At 74.1% G+C, this 19253-nt stretch carries 14 protein-coding genes and 1 pseudogene; 7 read left to right on the top strand and 8 right to left on the bottom strand.

Annotation, left to right across the window (positions count from 1 at the left end; all coding sequences use genetic code 11):
- Positions 1-2: 2 nt before the first annotated feature.
- Entirely contained in the window at positions 3-1043 is a 1041-nt protein-coding gene (locus AB0B01_RS10670) for a saccharopine dehydrogenase NADP-binding domain-containing protein (protein ID WP_361715504.1), read from the bottom strand.
- A 97-nt stretch (positions 1044-1140) separates the two neighbouring features.
- Between AB0B01_RS10670 and AB0B01_RS10665 the strand changes: the two genes are divergently transcribed.
- On the top strand, positions 1141-2103 hold the full coding sequence (locus AB0B01_RS10665) for a helix-turn-helix domain-containing protein (RefSeq protein ID WP_361715501.1): 963 nt from the start codon (positions 1141-1143) through the stop codon (positions 2101-2103).
- Between the two features lie 59 nt (positions 2104-2162).
- Here AB0B01_RS10665 and AB0B01_RS10660 read toward each other — a convergent pair whose 3' ends face one another.
- Positions 2163-4715 (bottom strand): discoidin domain-containing protein, encoded by a 2553-nt coding sequence (locus tag AB0B01_RS10660; RefSeq protein ID WP_361715498.1) that lies wholly within the window; start codon positions 4713-4715, stop codon positions 2163-2165.
- A 286-nt stretch (positions 4716-5001) separates the two neighbouring features.
- Between AB0B01_RS10660 and AB0B01_RS10655 the strand changes: the two genes are divergently transcribed.
- On the top strand, positions 5002-6639 hold the full coding sequence (locus AB0B01_RS10655) for an ATP-binding cassette domain-containing protein (protein WP_361715672.1): 1638 nt from the start codon (positions 5002-5004) through the stop codon (positions 6637-6639).
- On the opposite strand, the gene AB0B01_RS10650 is transcribed toward AB0B01_RS10655, so the two are convergent.
- Positions 6632-7252, bottom strand: a complete 621-nt coding sequence (locus AB0B01_RS10650) for an alpha/beta fold hydrolase (RefSeq protein ID WP_361715495.1) — start codon at positions 7250-7252, stop codon at positions 6632-6634. The genes AB0B01_RS10655 and AB0B01_RS10650 overlap by 8 nt on opposite strands.
- A gap of 174 nt (positions 7253-7426) precedes the next feature.
- On the opposite strand from AB0B01_RS10650, the gene AB0B01_RS10645 reads away from it, so the two are divergent.
- On the top strand, positions 7427-8398 hold the full coding sequence (locus tag AB0B01_RS10645; protein ID WP_361715492.1) for a zinc-binding dehydrogenase: 972 nt from the start codon (positions 7427-7429) through the stop codon (positions 8396-8398).
- Positions 8399-8525: 127 nt separating this feature from the next.
- Here AB0B01_RS10645 and AB0B01_RS10640 read toward each other — a convergent pair whose 3' ends face one another.
- From AB0B01_RS10640 to AB0B01_RS10620, 5 genes are all read right to left on the bottom strand, one after another.
- Entirely contained in the window at positions 8526-8975 is a 450-nt protein-coding gene (locus AB0B01_RS10640) for a PRC-barrel domain-containing protein (RefSeq protein WP_361715489.1), read from the bottom strand.
- A gap of 138 nt (positions 8976-9113) precedes the next feature.
- The gene (locus tag AB0B01_RS10635; RefSeq protein ID WP_361715486.1) at positions 9114-13874 is read right to left on the bottom strand and encodes a hypothetical protein; all 4761 of its coding nucleotides are present in this window, start codon (positions 13872-13874) and stop codon (positions 9114-9116) included.
- 144 nt (positions 13875-14018) lie between these two features.
- The gene (locus AB0B01_RS10630; RefSeq protein WP_361715483.1) at positions 14019-14960 is read right to left on the bottom strand and encodes an NAD-dependent epimerase/dehydratase family protein; all 942 of its coding nucleotides are present in this window, start codon (positions 14958-14960) and stop codon (positions 14019-14021) included.
- A gap of 129 nt (positions 14961-15089) precedes the next feature.
- Positions 15090-15587 carry a GNAT family N-acetyltransferase gene (locus AB0B01_RS10625; protein ID WP_361715480.1) on the bottom strand — a complete coding sequence of 166 codons (498 nt, stop codon included), beginning with the start codon at positions 15585-15587 and terminating at the stop codon, positions 15090-15092.
- A gap of 67 nt (positions 15588-15654) precedes the next feature.
- The gene (locus AB0B01_RS10620; RefSeq protein ID WP_361715477.1) at positions 15655-16254 is read right to left on the bottom strand and encodes a hypothetical protein; all 600 of its coding nucleotides are present in this window, start codon (positions 16252-16254) and stop codon (positions 15655-15657) included.
- 379 nt (positions 16255-16633) lie between these two features.
- Between AB0B01_RS10620 and AB0B01_RS10615 the strand changes: the two are divergent.
- From AB0B01_RS10615 to AB0B01_RS10600, 4 genes and pseudogenes are all read left to right on the top strand, one after another.
- A pseudogene (locus tag AB0B01_RS10615) lies at positions 16634-16858 on the top strand (carotenoid oxygenase family protein); the annotation flags it as partial.
- A gap of 82 nt (positions 16859-16940) precedes the next feature.
- Positions 16941-17165, top strand: coding sequence for a hypothetical protein (locus AB0B01_RS10610; protein WP_361715675.1), 225 nt, complete (start codon positions 16941-16943; stop codon positions 17163-17165).
- A 380-nt stretch (positions 17166-17545) separates the two neighbouring features.
- On the top strand, positions 17546-18850 hold the full coding sequence (locus AB0B01_RS10605; RefSeq protein ID WP_361715474.1) for a ferredoxin reductase family protein: 1305 nt from the start codon (positions 17546-17548) through the stop codon (positions 18848-18850).
- Positions 18851-18888: 38 nt separating this feature from the next.
- Complete coding sequence (locus AB0B01_RS10600) at positions 18889-19167, top strand: hypothetical protein (RefSeq protein ID WP_361715471.1); 279 nt, start codon at positions 18889-18891, stop codon at positions 19165-19167.
- Positions 19168-19253 lie beyond the last annotated feature (86 nt).

Raw genomic sequence — 19253 nt, 5'->3', positions numbered from 1 at the left:
CCTCAGTACGGGTGCTGCGGAAGCTCGACCGACAGGTACGGCTCCAGTGCCCGGAGGAAGTCCGCCGCGTCGAACATCGCGCCGGCCGAGGCCACGCCCGTGGTCCGCGTGCGCCCGTCCAGGATGCGCTGGACGGCCTCCACCACCAGGGGTGCGGTGACCGCGTAGATGTCCCGGCCCCGGGCCCTCGCGCGGCGCCGGACACCACCCGCCTGGACCAGGACGTCGACGAGGAAGGTCTGGTCCGACCGCCCCAGCGCGTCGACCGGCTCCGGCTCCGGGGTGTCCTCCTCGGCCAGGTCCCTCGCGGCCTCCACCGTCATGTACGTGCGGACTTCAGGGACCGCCAGATGGCTGGGAACGGTGACGACATCGGCCATCGTGAACTCCGCGATCACCGTCCGCCGCCCCAGCGGCTCCGGGAACAGCCACTCCTGCTGCGACGGCTCGTCGTCGTGGTACTGCAGCGCGCCGTCCGCGAACCGCACCCGGCGGCCCGCGCGACGCCGCTGGGACACCTGCCCGGCCGCCCGGGTGCCCGCCGTGGGATGCCAGCTGCTCAACCCGTACGCGACGTGCACGACGTCGGCCGTGGTCCGCTCTCCCAACGCCGCGGTCACCAGCAGGTCGCCCAGCCCACCGTAGAACGCCATCGCCGGCAGCACGGGTGTGCCGGCCTTCCGGGCCGCTTCCGCATGGTCGGCGAACGTGGAAACGTTCGCTTCGATCTCCGCGGCGACGTCGAGGTACGGGATCCCGGCGCGCAAGGCCGCCTCGACGACCGGCCCCGCGGTCACCGCGAACGGTCCGGCACAGTTGACGACGGCTGCGGCACCGGCCAGGGCCCGGTCCAGCGAGGCCGCGTCGTCCACGGTGGCCGGCCGGACCGTCACGTCTCCCCGCTCCGCGGCCAGCGCCTCCAGCCGCGCCGCGTCACGGCCGGAGACGATCGTGGCGAAGCCACGCCTTCGCAGTTCGGCGACGACGAAGCGACCGGTGTGCCCGGTCGCGCCGTAGACCACTACCGCACCCGCTGTACTCATGGTTCCCCCGGTCTCGATGTGCTGAGGAGACCAGTCTCGGCGCAGGCGGCACCCGACCGTGATGGTCCGGAACGACATCACCCGTACACTTTCGGACATGCCCTCGAAGACGCCCACCGTCGCGCTGCTGACCGCCGGTCACCTGCTGCACTTCGAGCTCGCGGTGGCCTGCGAGATCTTCGGCAATCCCCCGCGCGAAGCCGCGCAGGACTGGTACGACGTACTGCTCTGCGGGCCCGGACCGGTACAGGTCGGCCCGTTCACCGTCGAGCCCGACCACGGCCTGGAGCGCGCGGTCGGCGCCGACACCGTGATCGTGCCGGCCTGCGCCGACATCGACGACCCGCCGCCGGCGGAGCTGGTCGAAGCCGTGCGCGCGGCCCACGCGTCGGGGGCCCGGGTGGCCTCCCTGTGCACCGGCGCGTTCGTGCTCGGCGCCGCAGGCCTGCTCGACGGCCGGCGGGCCACCACCCACTGGGCGCACACCGCGGAGCTGAGCGCACGCCATCCGCGGGCCGTGGTCGACCCGGACGTGCTGTACACCGACAACGGCAGCGTGCTCACGGCCGCGGGCAAGGCCGCCGCCGTGGACCTCTGCCTCCACCTGATCCACCTCGACCACGGCGCCGCCATCGCCAACTCGGTCGCCCGTCGCCTCGTCATGCCGCCCCATCGGGCCGGTGGCCAGGCCCAGTTCGTGGCCACGCCTGTGCAGGTCACGGGCGACCACACGCTGACCCACCTGCTCGCCTGGGTCCAGGAGCGGCTGGACCAGCCGTTGACGGTGACCGACATGGCACGGCGTGCGAACACGAGCCCGCGCCATCTCGGACGCCAGTTCCGGTCGGTGACCGGGCAGACGCCGCTCCAGTGGCTCCTGACCCAGCGCGTACGCCGAGCCCAGGAGCTGCTGGAGGCCACCGACCAGGGCATCGAGGCGGTTGCCCTCGCCACCGGCATGGGTACCGCCACGACGCTGCGGCGCCAGTTCAAGCGGATCGTCGGGGTCCCCCCGGACAGCTACCGGCGTTCGTTCCGCAGCGCGGCCAGGCCCGTCTGAGTGGTTCCGAGCGTACCGAGCATACGGGGCGTACGGGACGCCGGGGACCACCGCGTGGCTCAGGAGACGGTGAGGAACCGGGCGATGCTCGGCACCCCCTGCGCGTCGAGGGCGAAGAGCATGTAGGTGCCCGGCAGGACCACCCCGGGGTCGGCGGGGACGGACACCGTGTACGCGCCCGTGCCCGCGGGCTTGGACACGAGCGGGACCCGGCGTTGGTCGTTGTCGGTGGAGTGGGTCGCGGCCGCGGCCCGCATCAGGACGAAGGACGCCACCGGAGACCCGGTGATCACCGTGAGCGATGCGCCGGGGGCTGCCCTGGGAGGAACGCCTGCGGTGATGACGGGACGCGGCTTCGGCGATCCGTCGGCGTTGAGCAGGTACGGCGGTGTGAAGACGGCCCCGTCCGGGTGGTTGGTCGCGCAGTCACCGCACAGTCCCCCGCCCCCGGAGAAGATCCGCCCGTCCGGCAGCAGGTTCGCCACGCTGTGGTAGTTGCGCGGAACGGCCATGGTCGCGAGCGGGGTGAAGCCGCCGGTGACCGGGTCCCACAACTCGGGGGTGAGGACGGAGGTCGCGTCACTGAACGGCACCGGGTAGGCCTGTCCGCCGAAGACGGCCACCTTGCCGTCGGGCAGGACGACGCTGTTGCTGAAGCCGCGCGCGTACTCCATGTCTCCTGTACGGGCGGCCTGGGCCCGGCCTCCCGAGAGGCCCACGGTGTAGGCGCGCCGGGTGGCGGGGGTCTTCTCGTAGGCGGGTGAGCCGCCCAGGGTGAGCAGCTTGTCGATGTCGTACGCGACGGCGTTCCCGGTCATGGCGTCGCCGCTGTCGGCCCGGGGACCCGCGGCGGTGATGCTGCCCTGGCCGCTGGTGGAGATCCAGTTCATCTGCTTGCTCGGACCGAGCTGGAGCACCTTGCCGCCCGAAGTGGCGTGGAGCCACATGTGGTTGTCGGCGCGGTACGGTCCCGCCGGGTCGGCCGTCAGGGCCGGCGAGGCGGGAACGCCCGGGAGCGGCCGCCAGGTGCCCGTGCCCGGTGACCAGACCTCACCGGCCTTGTCGCCCGCGGCTCCGCTCCAGGAGCCGCCCAGGACGAAGGCCTCACCGGTGGACAGGAGTGTCATGGCCTGGTAGCCGCGAGCCGTGTTCATGTGCGTGGTGGCGGACCAGGCGTCGGTGGCCGGGTCGTAGATGCTCGCCTTGTCCGCGTTGCTGCCCCCGGTCACCAGGACGCGGCCGTCGGCCAGCATCGCGATCCCGGGACAGAACATGTCGTGGCCGGTGTTGTCGATGCGTCGCTGGGTGACCTTGCCCGTCTTCAGGTCCAGGATCGCGGTCTGCGTGTAGCCGTTGCTGCCGCCGAAGCGGTCGACGGCGTAGGCGGACCAGGCCAGCAGTTTGTCGCCCGGCAGGGCGGCGGTGGCCACCGGCACCAGGGGGAAGCCGGTGATCCGGTCCCAGGCGCCGTGAACGGCCGGGTTCGCCGGTCCGCTGAGGCGGATCTCCCCGGCCGAGGTCCACGGTCCGCGTCCGCCGGCCTCCGTGGTCACGGTCAGGCGTATGAAGCGGGCGTTCTCGGCGCGGGTGAAGGTGGCGGTCTTGACCGTGTCGTCGTCCCGCCAGGTGCCCGCGGCGACCGGTGCGCCGAAGGCCGCGCCGTCCGTGCTGGTGGCGATGGTGTAGGCACCTGCCCGGCCGTTGGCCCCGTCGGGGCGGGGATGGTAGGTGAGCGCGGAGACGACCGCGGTGCGGTGCATGTCGATGGTGATGCTGTGGGGGAGGGGAGCGGGGGTGGCGCTCCACTTGCTGTGCCAGAGGGTGGTGGAGTTGCCGTCGAGCACGTTGGCCGCGCGGCCGTTCTCGCTGCCGGTCTCCTCGTCGCTCGCCGTGGCCGTCCAACCGGTCCGGGGCAGGTCGACGGTGGCTTCCGGGGTGCCGGGGTCGCCCAACAGGTCGAGCTCGGCGGCAGAGGTCCAGGGCCCGCGGCCACCGGCTTCGGTGAGGGCCGTCAGCCGTACGAACCGGGCTCCCTGCGGGGCGAATCCGAGCGTCTTGGCGCTGCCGTCGTCCGCGAGGGTGCCGGTGGCCACCGGGCTCGCCCAGTTCTGCCCGTCCGTACTGGCGCTGACGCTGTACTCGCCGACGCGCCCGTTCGCCCCGTCCGCGCGAGGGCGGTAGACGAGCGCGGAGACGACCGCGGTGCGGTGCATGTCGATGGTGATGCTGTGGGGGAGGGGGGCGGGGGTGGCGCTCCACTTGCTGTGCCAGAGGGTGGTGGAGTTGCCGTCGAGCACGTTGGCCGCGCGGCCGTTCTCGCTGCCGGTCTCCTCGTCGCTCGCCGTGGCCGTCCAGCCCGTCCGGTCGAGAACGGGAGCTGCCGGTTCCATGGCGTTCGCCGGGGCGATGCCGTGGTGCGGTGACTGCGTGGCCGCCTGCTGGTCGAAGGGCGTGGGTGCGGGCCGGGGCGCCGGGGCACGGCCGGCGGCCACCGAGCTCGCGACCCCGAGCCAGGGAGTGATCCCGATCAGCAGCGAGCCGAGGGCGAAGGCGACGAGCAGGTGGGAACGCCGTAGCGCAGGGGCAACGGCGAGGTGGCGCCTGGACTGCAATCTGACCTCCTGGGGCGAACCGGCATGCCCTAGAAGTTAGGTCAGTGCAGATCAACTCGGGTCTCATGCAAGTGAGTTGGCTCAAAACCGCACGCGCCGACGGGGGGAGCGGTGGAACGCGGGCGGAGTATCGACGAGACGAAGCGTCTTGCATTGCCGTGCATGGTCCGCTAGATTCCCACTCCGTGCAAGACGAGACGATCCGTCTCGTTGATATTCCAGGCACGCGTCCTGTCGTCCAGCGGAAGGAACCCGCTTGCGCACGTCACCACTTGCCGCAACCCAGATCGTCCTGTCCGAGGTCGGCAAGCGCTACGACACCCGCGTCGTCCTGGACCGCGTCAGCTGTACGGTCCGGCCCGGCGAACGGGTCGGGGTCGTCGGCGACAACGGCTCCGGCAAGTCCACCCTGCTCCGGCTGCTCGCCGGCCGTGAGCTTCCCGACCACGGGGAGATCACCGTACGGGCGCCCGGCGGCTTCGCGTACGTCCCGCAGACCCTCGACCTGCCCGCCACCGCACGGGTCGGCGACGCGCTCGACCTCGCGCTCGCGGACCTGCGCGACCTGGAGCACCGCATCCGCTCGGCCGAGGTCCGGCTGCACCTGGCCGGGCCGGCCGGACTCGCCGGGTACGAGCATCTGCTGGCCGAGTACGAGGCGCGCGGCGGGCGGGACGCCGAACGGCGGGTCGCCACCACCCTGCACCGGCTCGGTGAGCGCGGCCCGCTCGATCCGAACCGCCGGCTCGGCACGCTCTCCGGCGGAGAGCGCTCCCGGCTCTCCCTCGCGGCGGCCCTCGCCGCCGAGCCCGAACTGCTGCTGCTCGACGAACCGACCAACGACCTCGACGACGAGGCCGTCGCATGGCTGGAGGAACACCTCCTCGCCCACCGCGGCACGGTCATCGCCGTCACCCACGACCGGCTCTTCCTGGACCGCGTCACGACCGCCATCCTCGAAGTCGACCACGACCGGCACACCGTCCACCGCTACGGCAACGGCTACGCCGGCCACCTGACCGCGCGCGCCGCCGCCCGGGTGCGCTGGGAGCGGGAGTACGAGGAATGGCAGGAGGAGACCCGCCGTGCCCGCCAACTCGCCGACCACCACGTCGGACGGCTCGGCGAGATCCCGCGCAAGGGACCGCGCGGGTTCAGCGGGGCCGGCGCCTTCCGGGCCCGCTCGCGCACGCACGGCGCGATGAGCCGGATCCGCAACGCCCGGGAACGACTGCAGCGGCTCACCGAGAACCCCGTGCCGCGGCCGCCGCAGCCGCTCTCCTTCACCGGCCGCTTCACCGCCGGTACGGGCGCCGCCCAAGGAGTGGCCGAAGCGGTGGTGGAGGCGGTGGTGGAAGCCGACGGACTCGCCGTGCCGGGCCGGCCGGCGCCCCTCTCGTTCCGGCTGGAGCCGGGGGAGCGGCTGCTGGTGACCGGCCCCAACGGGGCGGGCAAGTCCACCTTGCTGCACGTGCTCGCAGGGGAACTCCCGCCGCTGCAAGGGTCGGTACGGGTTCCCGCCCACGTCGGGATCCTGCGGCAGGACGACCCGCTGGCCCGTGAACCCCGCTCCGCCGTCGAGCTGTTCGGCACGCACGGCGCAGCGCGGATCACCGACCTCGGTCTGCTCACCAACGCAGACCTCTGCACACCGGTACGGGCGCTGTCGGCCGGGCAGCGCCGGAAGCTGGAGCTGGCCCGGCTGGTCGCGGCGGCCCCGCTCGACCTGCTCCTGCTCGACGAGCCGACCAACCACCTGGCCCCGTCCGTGGTGGAGGACCTGGAGGCGGCCCTGTCCCACTACACCGGCACCCTGATCGTGGTCACCCACGACAGGCGCCTGCGGTCCGGCTTCACCGGGCGCCGGCTGGAACTCACCGGCGACCGCCGGCCGGTCTCCGCCGGGAGAGACGCGATCAGCTGAGGGTGTCGTCGATCCAGTCGAGGATGACGGTTTCGGCGAGAGCCCGGTTCTGCTGTTCCTGGTGGTCGCCTGCGCCGTCGGCCGCAGTGAACGTCTGGAGGGTGGTGGGCGCCTTGAGACGGGCGAGGGGAAGGTTGGACAGCATCGACCAGACGGGCGGATCGGCCACCACGGCGGCGAGGCGGGGCTCGCCCGAGGCCGCCCGCAGGGCGAGGTACCCGCCCAGACTCCACCCCTGCAGGACGATCCTGTCCGGGTCCACATCGGGCCGGGCGGCCACGGCATCGACCACCGGGCGGGTGACGCGCTCCCAGTCCGGGATCAGCGTCAGACCGTCGTCGATCAGCGGCGCGCCTTGGCCGGGGCCGTCCACGAGGTGGGTGTTGAACGCCTTCACCAGGCGGGGACCGACCGGCTTCCCGTACAGCGGGCGGTGGCTCACCCCGGCGTACACCGTCGCCCGGAGGTAGTGGTAGCGCGCCGTGTCCTTCTTCCCCCGCCGCTCGGCCTCCTTGGCGCGGGTGATGTAGCGGGTCGCGGTGGCGTACCAGGCGTCGTGGAACGCGCCGTCGTCCTCGCCCTTCATGGCGTTCGCGATGGCCAGGGCTGTCACAGCACCCGAACGGTCCCACCGGATCGCCCGGGTGCGCCGACGGCGGCCGCCCGGCGAGCCGGCGCGGAGCCGGAAGGGACCGGCCCTCCGCGCTTGACCTCAACCGCAGTTGATGTTCGAGACTCGCGGCACGGCCGCCGGAGGGTCCGGCGGCCGAGGCGAGGGGTGGGTGCCATGCGCGCGACACAGGCGGTCGGGTTCGGTGCTCCGGAGGTACTGGTTCCCGTGGAGGTGCCCGAACCGGTGGCGGGACCGGGGCAGGTGCTGGTCGCCGTCGCCGCCGTGGACACGATCTACGTGGAGACCCAGGTGCGCAGCGGCTGGGGCAGGGAGTTCTTCCCCGTAGTCCCTCCGTACGTCCCCGGCGGGGGCATCGCCGGCACCGTCCGCGCGACCGGCGAGGGCGTGGATCCGGCGTGGGCCGGCCGCCGTGTCGTCGCCTCGATCGGCTCCACCGGCGGCTACGCGGAGCTGGCCGTGGCCCCGGCCGAGGCGCTGGCCGTCGTGCCCGACGGGGTCTCCTTCACGGACGCCGCGGCCCTGGTGCACGACGGCGTGACGGCGGCCAGGCTGCTCGCGACCACGGCTGTCCGGCCGGGCGAGCAGGTCCTGATCGTGGGCGCCTCCGGCGGCATGGGCACCGTACTGGTCCAGCTGGCGAAGGCCGCGGGCGCACGGGTGATCGGTGTGGCACGCGGTGACCGCAAGACCGCCCTGGTCCGGGACCTGGGCGCGGACGCCGTCGTCGACGCGGCACGCCCCGACTGGGTGGAGCGGGCCCGCGAGGCACTGGGCGGCGCGGGTGCGGAGGTCGTGCTGGACGGGGTGGGCGGCGAGGTCGGCCTGGCCGCGTTCGCGCTGGTCGCCGGTGGCGGGCGGTTCTCGGCCCACGGCGCCCCCACGGGTGGCTTCGCCCAGGTGGACCCGGCGGACGCGGCAGCCCGCGGTGTCCGCCTGCTCGGCATCGGGGACGTCCGGCTGACCGCCCCCGAACATGCCGAGCTCGCGGGGCAGGCGCTCCGTACGGCAGCGGAGGGCGCCCTCCGCCCGGTGATCGGCGGGACCTTCCCCCTCGAACGCGCAGCATCGGCGCACGAGGCGATCGAGTCCCGCGAGCTCCTGGGCAAGGCGGTGCTCACCGTCTGAGGCGGCAGCCGGGCCGGCCCGGTGCGGCCGGCGAACCGGCCGGGCCCGGCACACCGCCCGGCCCGGCCCGACTCACTGTTGCGCCGGGCCGGCTCACCGCCCGGGCCGGTTCACTGCCCGGTCCGGCTCACTGCCCGGTCCGGGCCGGCCGAAGACGTGACAGGGCGCTCTCGTGGCCGGCCGTGCCTTCCTGAATGGCCTGCGCCCGGTCCATCTGCCCCCAACCCGCGCCGGCCTCGGCGTTGACCTCCTCGCGCGCGTCCCTCAGGTCGTAGTGCCCGAACAGCTGCTCCTCCTCCGCCACGGAAAGCACGCTGCCACAGTCCAGCGCCGCGCACGGAGCCTCTTCGATCACCGCCACCGGATAGGGGAGGACCAGGCGCCCCTCCTCCAGCACCGCGTGGCGCAGGGGGACGAACACACCGCCCAGCCCCGAGGCCCGGTCGGTGATCCGTGCCCATTCGGGCCTGCCGGTGGTGTCGTCCACCAGGACGTAGTCCACCCCGCCCACGCGCTGGCCCCCGCTCGTATAAGCCGTGCAGCCGACCATGGCTGCAAGCTGCTCCTGAGTGATCACCGCTGCTCCTCGTCTGTCCCGCCGCGCTCCCTTTCCCTGGTCGGCTACCCCGCCACAGTCCTGCGAAAAGCCCCGGCGGGTCGGGACGAGATCGGGGTGCCCGTCCACACCGGACGGGCACCGGCCGTCGGTCGGGCCTCAGCCGGTACCGCCGAGCTTGCCGTGCAGCCGCTCCCAGGCCGCCGCGAACATCTCGTGCAGCGGTGCCGTCGGCAGGATCCGCCCGAACGGGGAGTGGATCTCGTTGCTCCACATCGGCCGCACGAGGTGCGTCGCCAGTTTCACGGTTTCCAAGGGCAGGTGCGGGGCCTTGAGGTCGGTCCAGTCTCCGGGCAGGAACACGGTCCGGCCCGCCCGCGCCCGCTTGTCCTCCACCACCGCGTCCGTGCCCAGCAGTTCCGTCCGGGCCTCGGCGTGCCGCTTCGTCGACCAGCCGTTCCACCGCCGCACGTTGCGGTCGGTGGGTGCGGCCAGCGTGGCCACCTGGAGGTACAGCGCCGCCGCGTCCGCGCCGACCCCGAGCTCCTGCGCCGCGTGCCCGACCAGCTCCGGGCAGGACTGGCGCGGATCCGCCTCGTACGCCCCGGCCGGCACCGCCCCCGAACGGGCCCGCAGCATCATCCGCTCCAGACCGCCGCCCACCAGCAGCGGCGCCACCCGGTCCAGCTCCTCGCCCAGGTCGGTGACCTCCCGGACCCGCCGCCACACCTCCGGGTCGGCCAGCGTCGCCGGCCGCACGAAGGAGGAGCCGCCGGGCGCGCACACCACCAGCGGACCGGAGTCGTACGCGGTCACCGGTGCGGGTCCCCCTTCCTTGCGGCGGTCCGTCGACACCGGCAGCCGCTCCGGCCCGAACCGCTCCGCGATGCGCGCCGACGTGCCCTGCACCCGCCCGCCGGGCAGTGCCACCAACAGCTCCGGGCGGTCCAGCTCGGCCCGCAGCCGCTCGTACAGGGCCTGCGCGCCGGCCACCGCGGGATCGCCGACGGGCCGGTCCGTCCACGCCCACACCAACGCGCACGCCATCCGCCGGACGTCGAGGCCCACCGGGGTGCGGTACGGCAGCTCGGGCCCGGCCGGCGGCACGGCCCGGACGTCCACCGCGATGCCGTGCGCATGCGCCGCCAGCTCCCAGCCCGCCGCCTCCACGGTCGCGTCCGCGGCGGCCTCGTACCCGCCCGTGAGCCGACGGGCCCACACCTCGGAGAGCCCCAGTTCGGTCTCCAGGGCGTCCGCCGCGTCGTCGTGCACGACGGGCACCGCCCCGAGGCGCTCCCGCCAGACCGCGGCCATCCGTTCAACGGCCGCCAGGACCCCGCCCTCCCGCCACAGTTCGGCCGGGTCCTCGGGCAGCGCCGCCGCCAGCACGGCCCGCGCCCCCGCGCCGCCGAGCCGGGTGCGCAGCCGCTCGTAGGACTCGGCCGTCTGGGGCGTGGCCCGGTACGGGGCCTTGCGGGCCAGGGCACGGTCCTCCTCGCGACCGGCGCAGCCGACCAGGCCGGCCACCACGAGCCGCGCCACCGCCCTGCGCACGCCGGTGAGTTCGGCGAACCGCGCGGCGGCCGACTCCGGCACCGGGACCGGTCCGTGCGCATCGAGCCCGGCGACCAGGGCCCGCAGGCGCGCGGCGTCGTCCCGCTCCACCCGGACGGCCCGCGCGTCCGGCACCGCCGCCGGCACCGGGTCGCCCACCGCGTCCTCGGCCGCGGAAGCCACGAACCAGAGCCCCGCTCCCGCGCCCCGCCCGCCGCCCGACGCCACCGCGATCCCGGCCTCCCGCAGCCCGTCCAGCACCTCGCCCGGGGCGCGGCCGACCCACCACCGGCCGCCCGCGCGGGCGAACGGCTGATCGGCCCAGGTGTCCAGCAGAGCCACCAGGGAGTTCCGCGCCGCGTCCGGCGTCGGCGCAACCGCGGCCCGCCAGGCCACCGCGTCGATCGCGCCCAGCAGCTGGGACCAGTCGCGCGGCAACGCCGGCGGTGCGAGCCGCCGCACCTCCTCGGGGATGTTCCCCGCCAGGCAGGCACCGTCGGCGGCCAGCGCGTTCACCGTCGCCGGCAGCGCCGGGTACGCGGTCCGCTGCCACGCGTCCCGGTAGCCGCTGTCCGTGACCAGTCCGAACAGCGCGGGGATCAGCTCGCTGTCCGGCGCGGACCGGGCCGGCAGGACCGGCGGCGCCTCGGCGAGCAGGGTGACCCGCCGGTGCAGTGCGAGCCTGCGCTCCTCCACCCGGGCGGCCCGGGCCGCCACCGCCACGACCGCCTCGACCAGCACCGGGTCGGTGACGTCCGGCAACTCGCGGGCCACGGAGGTCCGCAGCTCCTCCGTACCGGCGAGGCCGGCCGCCAGCAGGGCGTCCGCCGTCTCCTGCCCCAGGGTCCGCAGCGCCCGGGACCCGGCAGCGTCCCGGGTCCGCAGCAGGTACCAGAAGGCGGGAGGCAAGGCCACGCCGCCCGACACGGTGACCTGCCGGACCGGCGTACCCCGTGGATGCCGGGGCGAGGTGTGCCCGTCCTGCTCCCACAGCAGGACGCCGTCGGCGGTGTACGCGCGTACGCCCGTCCGGGTCTGTGCCTCGGCGAGGACCACGTCCTCCACCGCGCCCTGCGGCGGCGCCCACAGCCCCCACGGCTCCTGTCCCGGCCGGTCGATGTCGAAGCGGGCCGTACGCCCGTCCACGCTCTCCACCAGGAAGTGGTCGGGCGCGTGGTCGCGGTGCCGGGTGCGGAACAGCACCCGGGTCCCGACCAGCCCGTCCCGGCAACCCAGCGGGGAACCGTCCAGACCGGCGGGCAGCGGCGCCAGCTGCAGCGCCTCCACGGCCAGGGCCATACCTGCCTCGGACGGCTCCGCGACCGGATCGGTGCCCGCGGGACGGCCCGGGAAGCCGGGCAGCGCGACCTCGCCCTGCGGCTCCCCGGTGACCGGGTCGACCGCCTCCCACGGCCGCCGCCCGAAGACGGCGTTGGTCCAGATCCGCGCGCCGTCGCCGAGCTGCAGCTCGTCCCGGTCGATGCCCTCCCTGCCACCTGGGCGCAGCACCCGGCGGGCGCCGTGCCGCCCGCCCCCGTCGGCGGTCTCGAACTGGAAGCCGTACGCCCCGTCCAGACTGCCGCCGAACGGCACCAGGCCACCCACCTCGTCCGGTGTGAACGGCTCCTCGGGACGGTCGGCCCAGACGGCGGTGTCGCAGTGGTAGGGGCTCGGGGCGAGCGTCCAGCTCACCAGGAAGGAGCCGCCCACGTAGTGGACCGCGAACATGGTCGCGCCGTCGGGCACCGTGAACCGGCAGGAGCCGCGCACCCCGTCCGGGGCGACGGCGACCGCCCGGTCCCGCCCGAACACCGTGAGCACCGGCCAGGTGGCGGTGACCCCCGCCACCCCCGGCAGCGCCCCGTCCGCCGCCTCCTCGGGAGCAGCCCCTGCCGCGAACTCCGCGTACACCGACTCCAGGGCGGGCCAGGCCAGTTCCTCGGGCAGACCTGCCCTCAGCGAGCGCCGCAGCGCGCCCGCCGCCCCCGCCTCGGCGAGGGCGTCGGCGATGCCGTCGAGCGCCGCCACCGTCGGCCGGTCCAGCAGGGTGTGCAGTTCGGCCACGGCCTCCTCGGCTCCCGCCATGCCGCCGCCCGCGACGGTGTCGAGGAGCTTGCCCACGCGGCCGGCGACCTCGCGGGCGATGCCTTCGTTGCCCGGCAGCAACGTCACCGCCGAGCCGGCCCGGCGCCGGCGCGTCGGCGCCCGCCCCGGCAGCAGACCCGCGTGTACGGCGCCCTCCAACCGGGGGCCGAAGACCGGGTCGGCAGCCAGCGCGGCCAGGTCGCGCCGCGACCGCTCGCCCCAGAACCGCATCCGGGTCTCCGGGCCGGGGTCGACGACCGCCACCCCGGCCGCCAGGCAGGCGTCCAGCACGTCCGCGTCGAAGCCCTGGTAGTGGTACCGGGTGGTGTGCACCGTCACCGGCGTGCCCTCGGCCCGCAGTCGCGGCCCCAACCGGACCACCAGGTCGAGGAATTCGGCCGGCAGCGGCTGCCGCGCGACCCCGCCGCCGGACTGGGCCGCGTACTGGTACATGTGCACGAAGTGGCCGACCCAGCGGTGCAGTCCGCCCTCCGGCACCAACCGCCCGGTCGCCATGCCGTCCGCCGCGCCGCAGCCGGTCAGCATCCGCAGCCAGGGGCCGCCGTCGGTGACCCCGTCAGGGAAGACCTCCACGAGCCCGGCGGCGACGGTGTCCGCCGGCGGATGGGCCGTCAGGAGCGGGGCCGCGGCGTCCAGCAGGGCGTCCGGTACCGCCTTCTTCCGCGTAACCGACAGGATCGCGCCGACCAGGCGCGCGACCTCCGCGTCCCCGTGCCCGGCCGACTTGGCGGAGGCCCGCACCCGGCGCACCAGATCCGCCGGCAGGTCCGCCGCCGAGCCCGCCCACGCGGTCAGGAACGCTTCGAGCGCCGCATGCGCCGCGGCCGGCTCCAGCGTCTCGGCGAGAAACCGCTGATGTGCCCCGAGTTCCTTGGCCGGCATGGCCCCGCCCGCCGCGAACAGCAGCGCGTTGGCCCGGCGGTAGCCGGGATCCACGGGGAGCCCGTGCCGGGTCTCGGCCGCCCGCGCCGCCGCATAGGCCCGCCCGCCCGGCCGGCTCCCGTAGCCGATCAACCGGTGGCCCACGGTGTCCCAGAACCACGGCAGGTGCGCAGGCGGCAGCCGCCGCGCCCGCGCCGCCATCGTGTCCAGGAACCGGCCGGGCTTGGTCCAGGACCGGCCGAGCTCGGTGCGCATGTCCTCGATGAGGCCGCGCGCGGTCCCGGCCGCGTCCGGGTCGTGGGCGGCGACCCAGTCGGCGTACGTGGTCGAGGCGTGCGCACCGCCGGCCGGCAGCAGGGATTCCATCGAGACGATCATGTCTTGCATCGTCGCACGCCCCACTGACAGCCCAACGGCTGCCCGCAGCCGCCGATCGGTCAGGACGGCGGACCCACGCCCAGGGGGCTTCCCCTCCCGCCGCGGAAGCCGTCACGGCCGCGGATGCCGCCCCGTCGTCCCCTGTCAGCCCTTGGCGACCAGTCGCTCGCGCCACCAGGCCACCGTCGCCTCGACCTGCTCGTCGACGGGGGTGGCGCGCAGGGCGAACGCAGCCTCGTAGGCGCTGGAATCGACCACGAACGGGCGGTCGAACTGGTAGCGGACCTCTTTCAGTTCGCGGATCAGCGGGGAGAAGACCGACGCGATGCCCAGCACGGCCGGCTGGAGTCTGCGCACCGCGACCGGCTCCGTCCGCGACCGGGCGGCGAGGCGGTCGACCATCTCCCGGGTGGACAGGGCGGGCTCCGTGGGGACGTGCCAGGCATGCCCCCAGGCCCGCTCCTCACCCGCGACCTCGACCAGAGCACCGGCCACATCGGGGAGATACGTCCAGCTGTGCGGAGCGTCCGGGTCCCCGAGGGTGGAGACCGGCTTGCCGCGCAGCAGCCGGGGCATGACCCGCGCGGCCAGGTGACCGCCGTCGGTCACCCCGGGCCCGAAGAAGTCCGAGGCCCGTACCTCGACCGCCTTGATACGCCCCTGCTCGTGCAAATCCTGCGCCTGCTGCCACACCTGCGCGCGCACCCTCCCCTTGGGGCCCGTCGCGGCGAGCGGCAGCTGCTCGGTCATGGGGCCGTCCACCGGTCCGTAGCCGTAGAGGTTGCCCAGCATGACGAGGACGGCCCCGGTCGCCTCGGCCGCCGCGCACGCCGACGAGGCCAGCGGCGGCCAATCCCTCGTCCAGCGGGGGTAAGGCGGCGCGGCACAGTTGAAGATGGCGGCCGCACCCTGCGACGCCTCGATCAGCCGCCTGCTGTCCGTCGCGTCCAACGCGACGTGCTCGATGCCGGGCTCCGGGCTCCGGCCCGACGTGGTGACGACCCGTACGGAATGCCCCTGCTCGGCCAGCAGCCGGGCGGTGGCCGCTCCGGCGGGCCCGAATCCCATCACGACGTAAAGACTCACGCGCGAACACTAGCGCGTGTACGTGTTGCGCTCATGCCAGGCACGAGGCCTTTCGGGGCAGCCCCGGCCGACCACCGCGAACCAATCGGTGGAGCGGGCACGACCAGTGCCGGTCGGTCAGGGCCCGAGTCACAGCGCCCGCTCGTATTCCACCTGTTCGAGGGTTTTGCCGTCGCCGAAGTCGAAGGCGCGGGTGGTGCCGCACTCGGCGAAGCCGCACTTGGCGTAGAAGCGGCGGGAACGGGGGGTGTCGCGCAGCGTCCAGAGGTGCGCCCGGACGAAACCCTCGTCGCCCATGGAACGCAGCGCCTCGGCCATCAAGGCGGAGGCGACCCCGCTGCCCCACCTGTCCGGGTGGGCGTAGAAGCTGTGGATCTCCGCCAGTCCCGGCCGGGTCCCGGACGGGCCGAAGAAGGACAGTGCCCTGGGGCGGCCGTCGAGTACGGCGAGCAGGACCGTCTCCGGCCCCGCCGTGATCCGCTCGTGCCACCGTGTGCGCCGGCTCAGGACGGCCTCTGCGGCGAACGCCGGCTCGAAGAAGGGAGCGTAGGCCGCTTCCCAGGCCGCGGCGTGGATCTCACCCAGCGCCTCCCCGTCTCCCGGGCCGGCGCGACGAATCTCGATCATCCGGTCGGCCTGGCCAGGGTGCGGTGGAAACCGACGAGTTCACCGAGCAGCGTCGGGTCTGCTCACCTCATCTCACGCCGTGGGCGGTCCGTTCGCGGACCCGGCTGGCGTACCAGGACGTGAACTTCACCGCGAACACGATCAGGAGCACCGGGAGGACCCAGTTGAGCCAGTCCCCGTTGAGGCGGGTGTGGACGGCGAGCAGTCCCAGGAGCGTGTTGACGACGAACACGCCGCCCCACACCGCGGTCAGCACGCGATTGGTGTGTTTGAACGTGCGGGAGTTCCAGAATTCCGGCGCCACGGACTCCCGGGCATAGCTCTCCGTGAACGGCGTGAAGGCCAGCGAGCCGAGCGCCACCACGGCGATGATGCCGTTCGACAGCGGCTGTGCGTAGGTCTCCAGCCAGAGGAGGTCCTTCCGGCCGAGGACCAGGGAGAGGATGCTGACCACCGCGAAGAAGACGAGCCCGGTGACCTCCAGTACGCGGGCGTGGCCCCGCCGGAACTCCGGCACGCTGAGCAGGATCGCGGCGATGAGCGCGGTGAAGGCGGCGAGCTTCCAGGTGCTGGGGCCGGCCACCACGTCGAAGATGATCCACGGCACGAAGCCGAAGAAGACGCCGGTGCCGCGGCGGGCGGGCTGGGTGGTTTCGGGCTCGGCCATCATCGCCTCCGCCGGGAAAGGTGCTCGGCGGCGGCAGCGGCGCCGGCCGCACGGTCACTCCTCCATGCTGCGATCAGCGGTGGGCCCCCGCATCCCAGGCGCCACCGCCACCGCCGTCACCCCGTGGCCCTGCTGCTGTCTCCGCCGGTGTTGCCCGGGTGCCGCCCGCCCGTTTGACTGGTTGAGATGCCCATCCCGGGCCTCCCGAGCCCCGCGCCCGCTGCGCGCCGCCCGAGCGCGACCCGGGCCGTTGCTGGGCCGGGAGACCTTCGACGGTGCACTGCCCGCCGGCAACACCGCCCACCCCAAGATCGACCCGCGCACGGGCGAGATGGTGGTCTTCTGATACGGCCTGGAGCCGCCGTACGTAACCTGGTCGGTGATCGGCGCGGACGGCACGGTCCGCCGGCGGCCGACGGAGGTGGCCGGCGTCGACCGGCCCATGATGATCCACGACATGGCACTGACCGGGCGCTACGTCGTGCTGGTCCTCGCACCGGCCTTCTTCGACCTGGCGGCTGCGATGAGCGGCGGGTCGCTGCTGGCCTGGCGCCCCGAGCGCGCCACCCGGGTGGCGCTGATCCCGAGGGACGGCGGCCCGGTCCGCTGGGCCTCGGACGAGGCCTTCTGGATGTGGCACACGGTGAACGCCTTCGACACCGGCCCGCAGGACGACGCGCCTGACGGTGGGCGACGCATCCACCGACGATGCCCGGGTGGAGTTCCCGCCCGTGGACGACCGCCTGGTCTCCCGCCGCCACCGCCGGCTCGCCGTGGCCTCGGAGACCGGCGGGGTCGAGCTGCTGCCGGGCGAGTACGACGCCCTGCGCTGGTACGACACCGACCGCGGCGGGTCCGTCCTGTGGCCGGCCCTCGGCCTGCACGGGACCTGGCTGCCGACCGAAGAATGATCGCGACCGGAGCGTGCAGCGGAAGCGTAAAGAGTTCTTCAAGCGAGCGCCCGGGTGTGCTAGGCGGCCCGGTCCTGCCCGTCTGTCCTGCAGGAATGCAAAGTCGATACGGCGCGGGCATGGTGCCGTCGGCGAGTCGCCAAGGGTCGCCCATATTTCCCGCTGCCGGACATATCGGGCGGAACGGTGTGCGTGACAGAAGTCATTCTGCGTTCCTCGTCATTGCCTGGCGCGCACGAATTTGCACATAGTTGCCACTGCTATGTCCCCTGCCGGCGTTCTTCGGCGCGCGCCGGACCGGCAGGCAGGGGATACGACGATCATGAGTGAAAGGGACTTGGCATGACGCTCCCGCGCACTCCCGGCACGGCGTGCTGACGATGAAGACCGCGCCCGAGCGGCTGCGCGCCGGTCTGGCCGCCGGGGCGGCCGCCGTCATCGCGCTGTGGGCCGCCCAGGTGCATCCGTCCGCCCGGCCCGACGAGCTCATCGGGGCGGCCGCGCACCTCACCGGGCTCCTCGCCGGTTACGGGATCCTCGTCATGCTCTTCCTGATGGCCCGGGTACCGGCGGTCGAGCACGGCGTGGGCGCCGACCGCCTCGCCCGCTGGCACGCCTTCGGCGGCCGGTGGGTCCTGGTCCTGTGCGCCGCCCACGGGCTGTTCGCCCTCCTCGTGTACGCCCTGCGCACCGGGACCGACCTGCTGACCGCCACCGGGGCCCTGATCCGCTACCCGGCCGTCACCGCCGCCTACGCCGGAGCCGCCCTGCTGGCAGGCGTGGGACTGATCTCCGCACGGGCCGTACGCCGCCGGGTCTCGCACGAGGCGTGGCGCGGCATCCACCTGCTCACGTACCTCGCCGCCGGGCTGGGCTTCGTCCACCAGCTCGCCGGTCCCGACGTCTCCCTCACCGGCCTCACCACCTGGTTCTGGGCCCTGCTGCACACCGTCGTCGGCGTACTGCTCGCCTGGTACCGCGGGATCGTCCCGGTCCGCCAGGCGCTGCGGCACGGGCTGCGCGTCGCCACCGTCGAGCGGGAGGGGCCCGACGTCGTCTCCGTCACCATCCAAGGCGGCAGGCTGCGCGAACTCCATGCAGAGCCGGGCCAGTTCTTCCGCTGGCGGTTCCTGAGGGGCGGTCTGTGGCACACGGCCCTGCCGTTCTCCCTCTCCGCGCCCGTCCGCGACGACCGCCTCCGCATCACCGTGAAGGCGCTCGGCGGGCACTCCCGGCGGGTCCGCGGACTGCGCCCCGGCACCAGAGTCCTGGCGACCGGTCCGTTCGGCGCACTCACCGGACGGCGGCGTACCCGCCCGAAGGTGCTGCTGATCGCCGGCGGCATCGGGATCACTCCGATGCGCGCCCTCTTCGAGTCCCTGCCCGCAGGCCCCGGAGAGCTCACCCTGCTCTACCGCGCGGGCGACGCCGGCCAGCTGGTCCTGCGCGACGAGCTGGAGGCGATCGCGGCGGACCGCCAGGCCGCCCTGCACTACCTGGTGGGGCGCTCCGACGCCGCGTACGACCCGCTCGCTCCGCAGGCCCTGCGGGCGCTCGTCCCCGACCTGTCCGACCATGACGTCTACCTCTGCGGACCGCCCGGAATGGCCGATGCGACGACTGCGGCACTGATCCGGGCGGGCGTCCCCTCCGGCCGCATCCACACCGAGTGCTTCACCTACTGACGACCTACTGACGACCTACTGAGGACCCCGATCTTCCGATGAACCAGTACTCCGCACACGGGGAGCCCGCCCCCCGGGGCGACACGGCCCCGCGCTCCGGGACCCAGCAGCGCCCGCCCGCCCCGGCCGCGCCGACCGCCGGGCCGCACCCGCGGGCCCGCCGTGTCCCCGCCCGGCACCGCAAGTCCTCGCCGTCCCGAGGGCTCCTCGCCGGGCTCGCCCTGGTCAGCGTGCTGGGCGCGACGGCCATCACCGTGACCGTCGACCCGGCCGCGCCGGACCCGGGCGGAAGGCCGCACCTGCAGTCCCAGCGCTGAGGCCCGGCCGCACTGCGCCACCCCGAGCCACCCCAAGAGCTCACCAAGATCCGTTCTCGATACATTCAACCCGCGGAAAGGTGATC

The organism is Streptomyces sp. NPDC044571 (assembly GCF_040647115.1).
In the GTDB taxonomy this organism is placed as follows: Bacteria; Actinomycetota; Actinomycetes; order Streptomycetales; family Streptomycetaceae; genus Streptomyces.
Note: the sequence above shows the minus strand (reverse complement) of the source record. Positions and strands in the feature narration are given on the sequence as shown.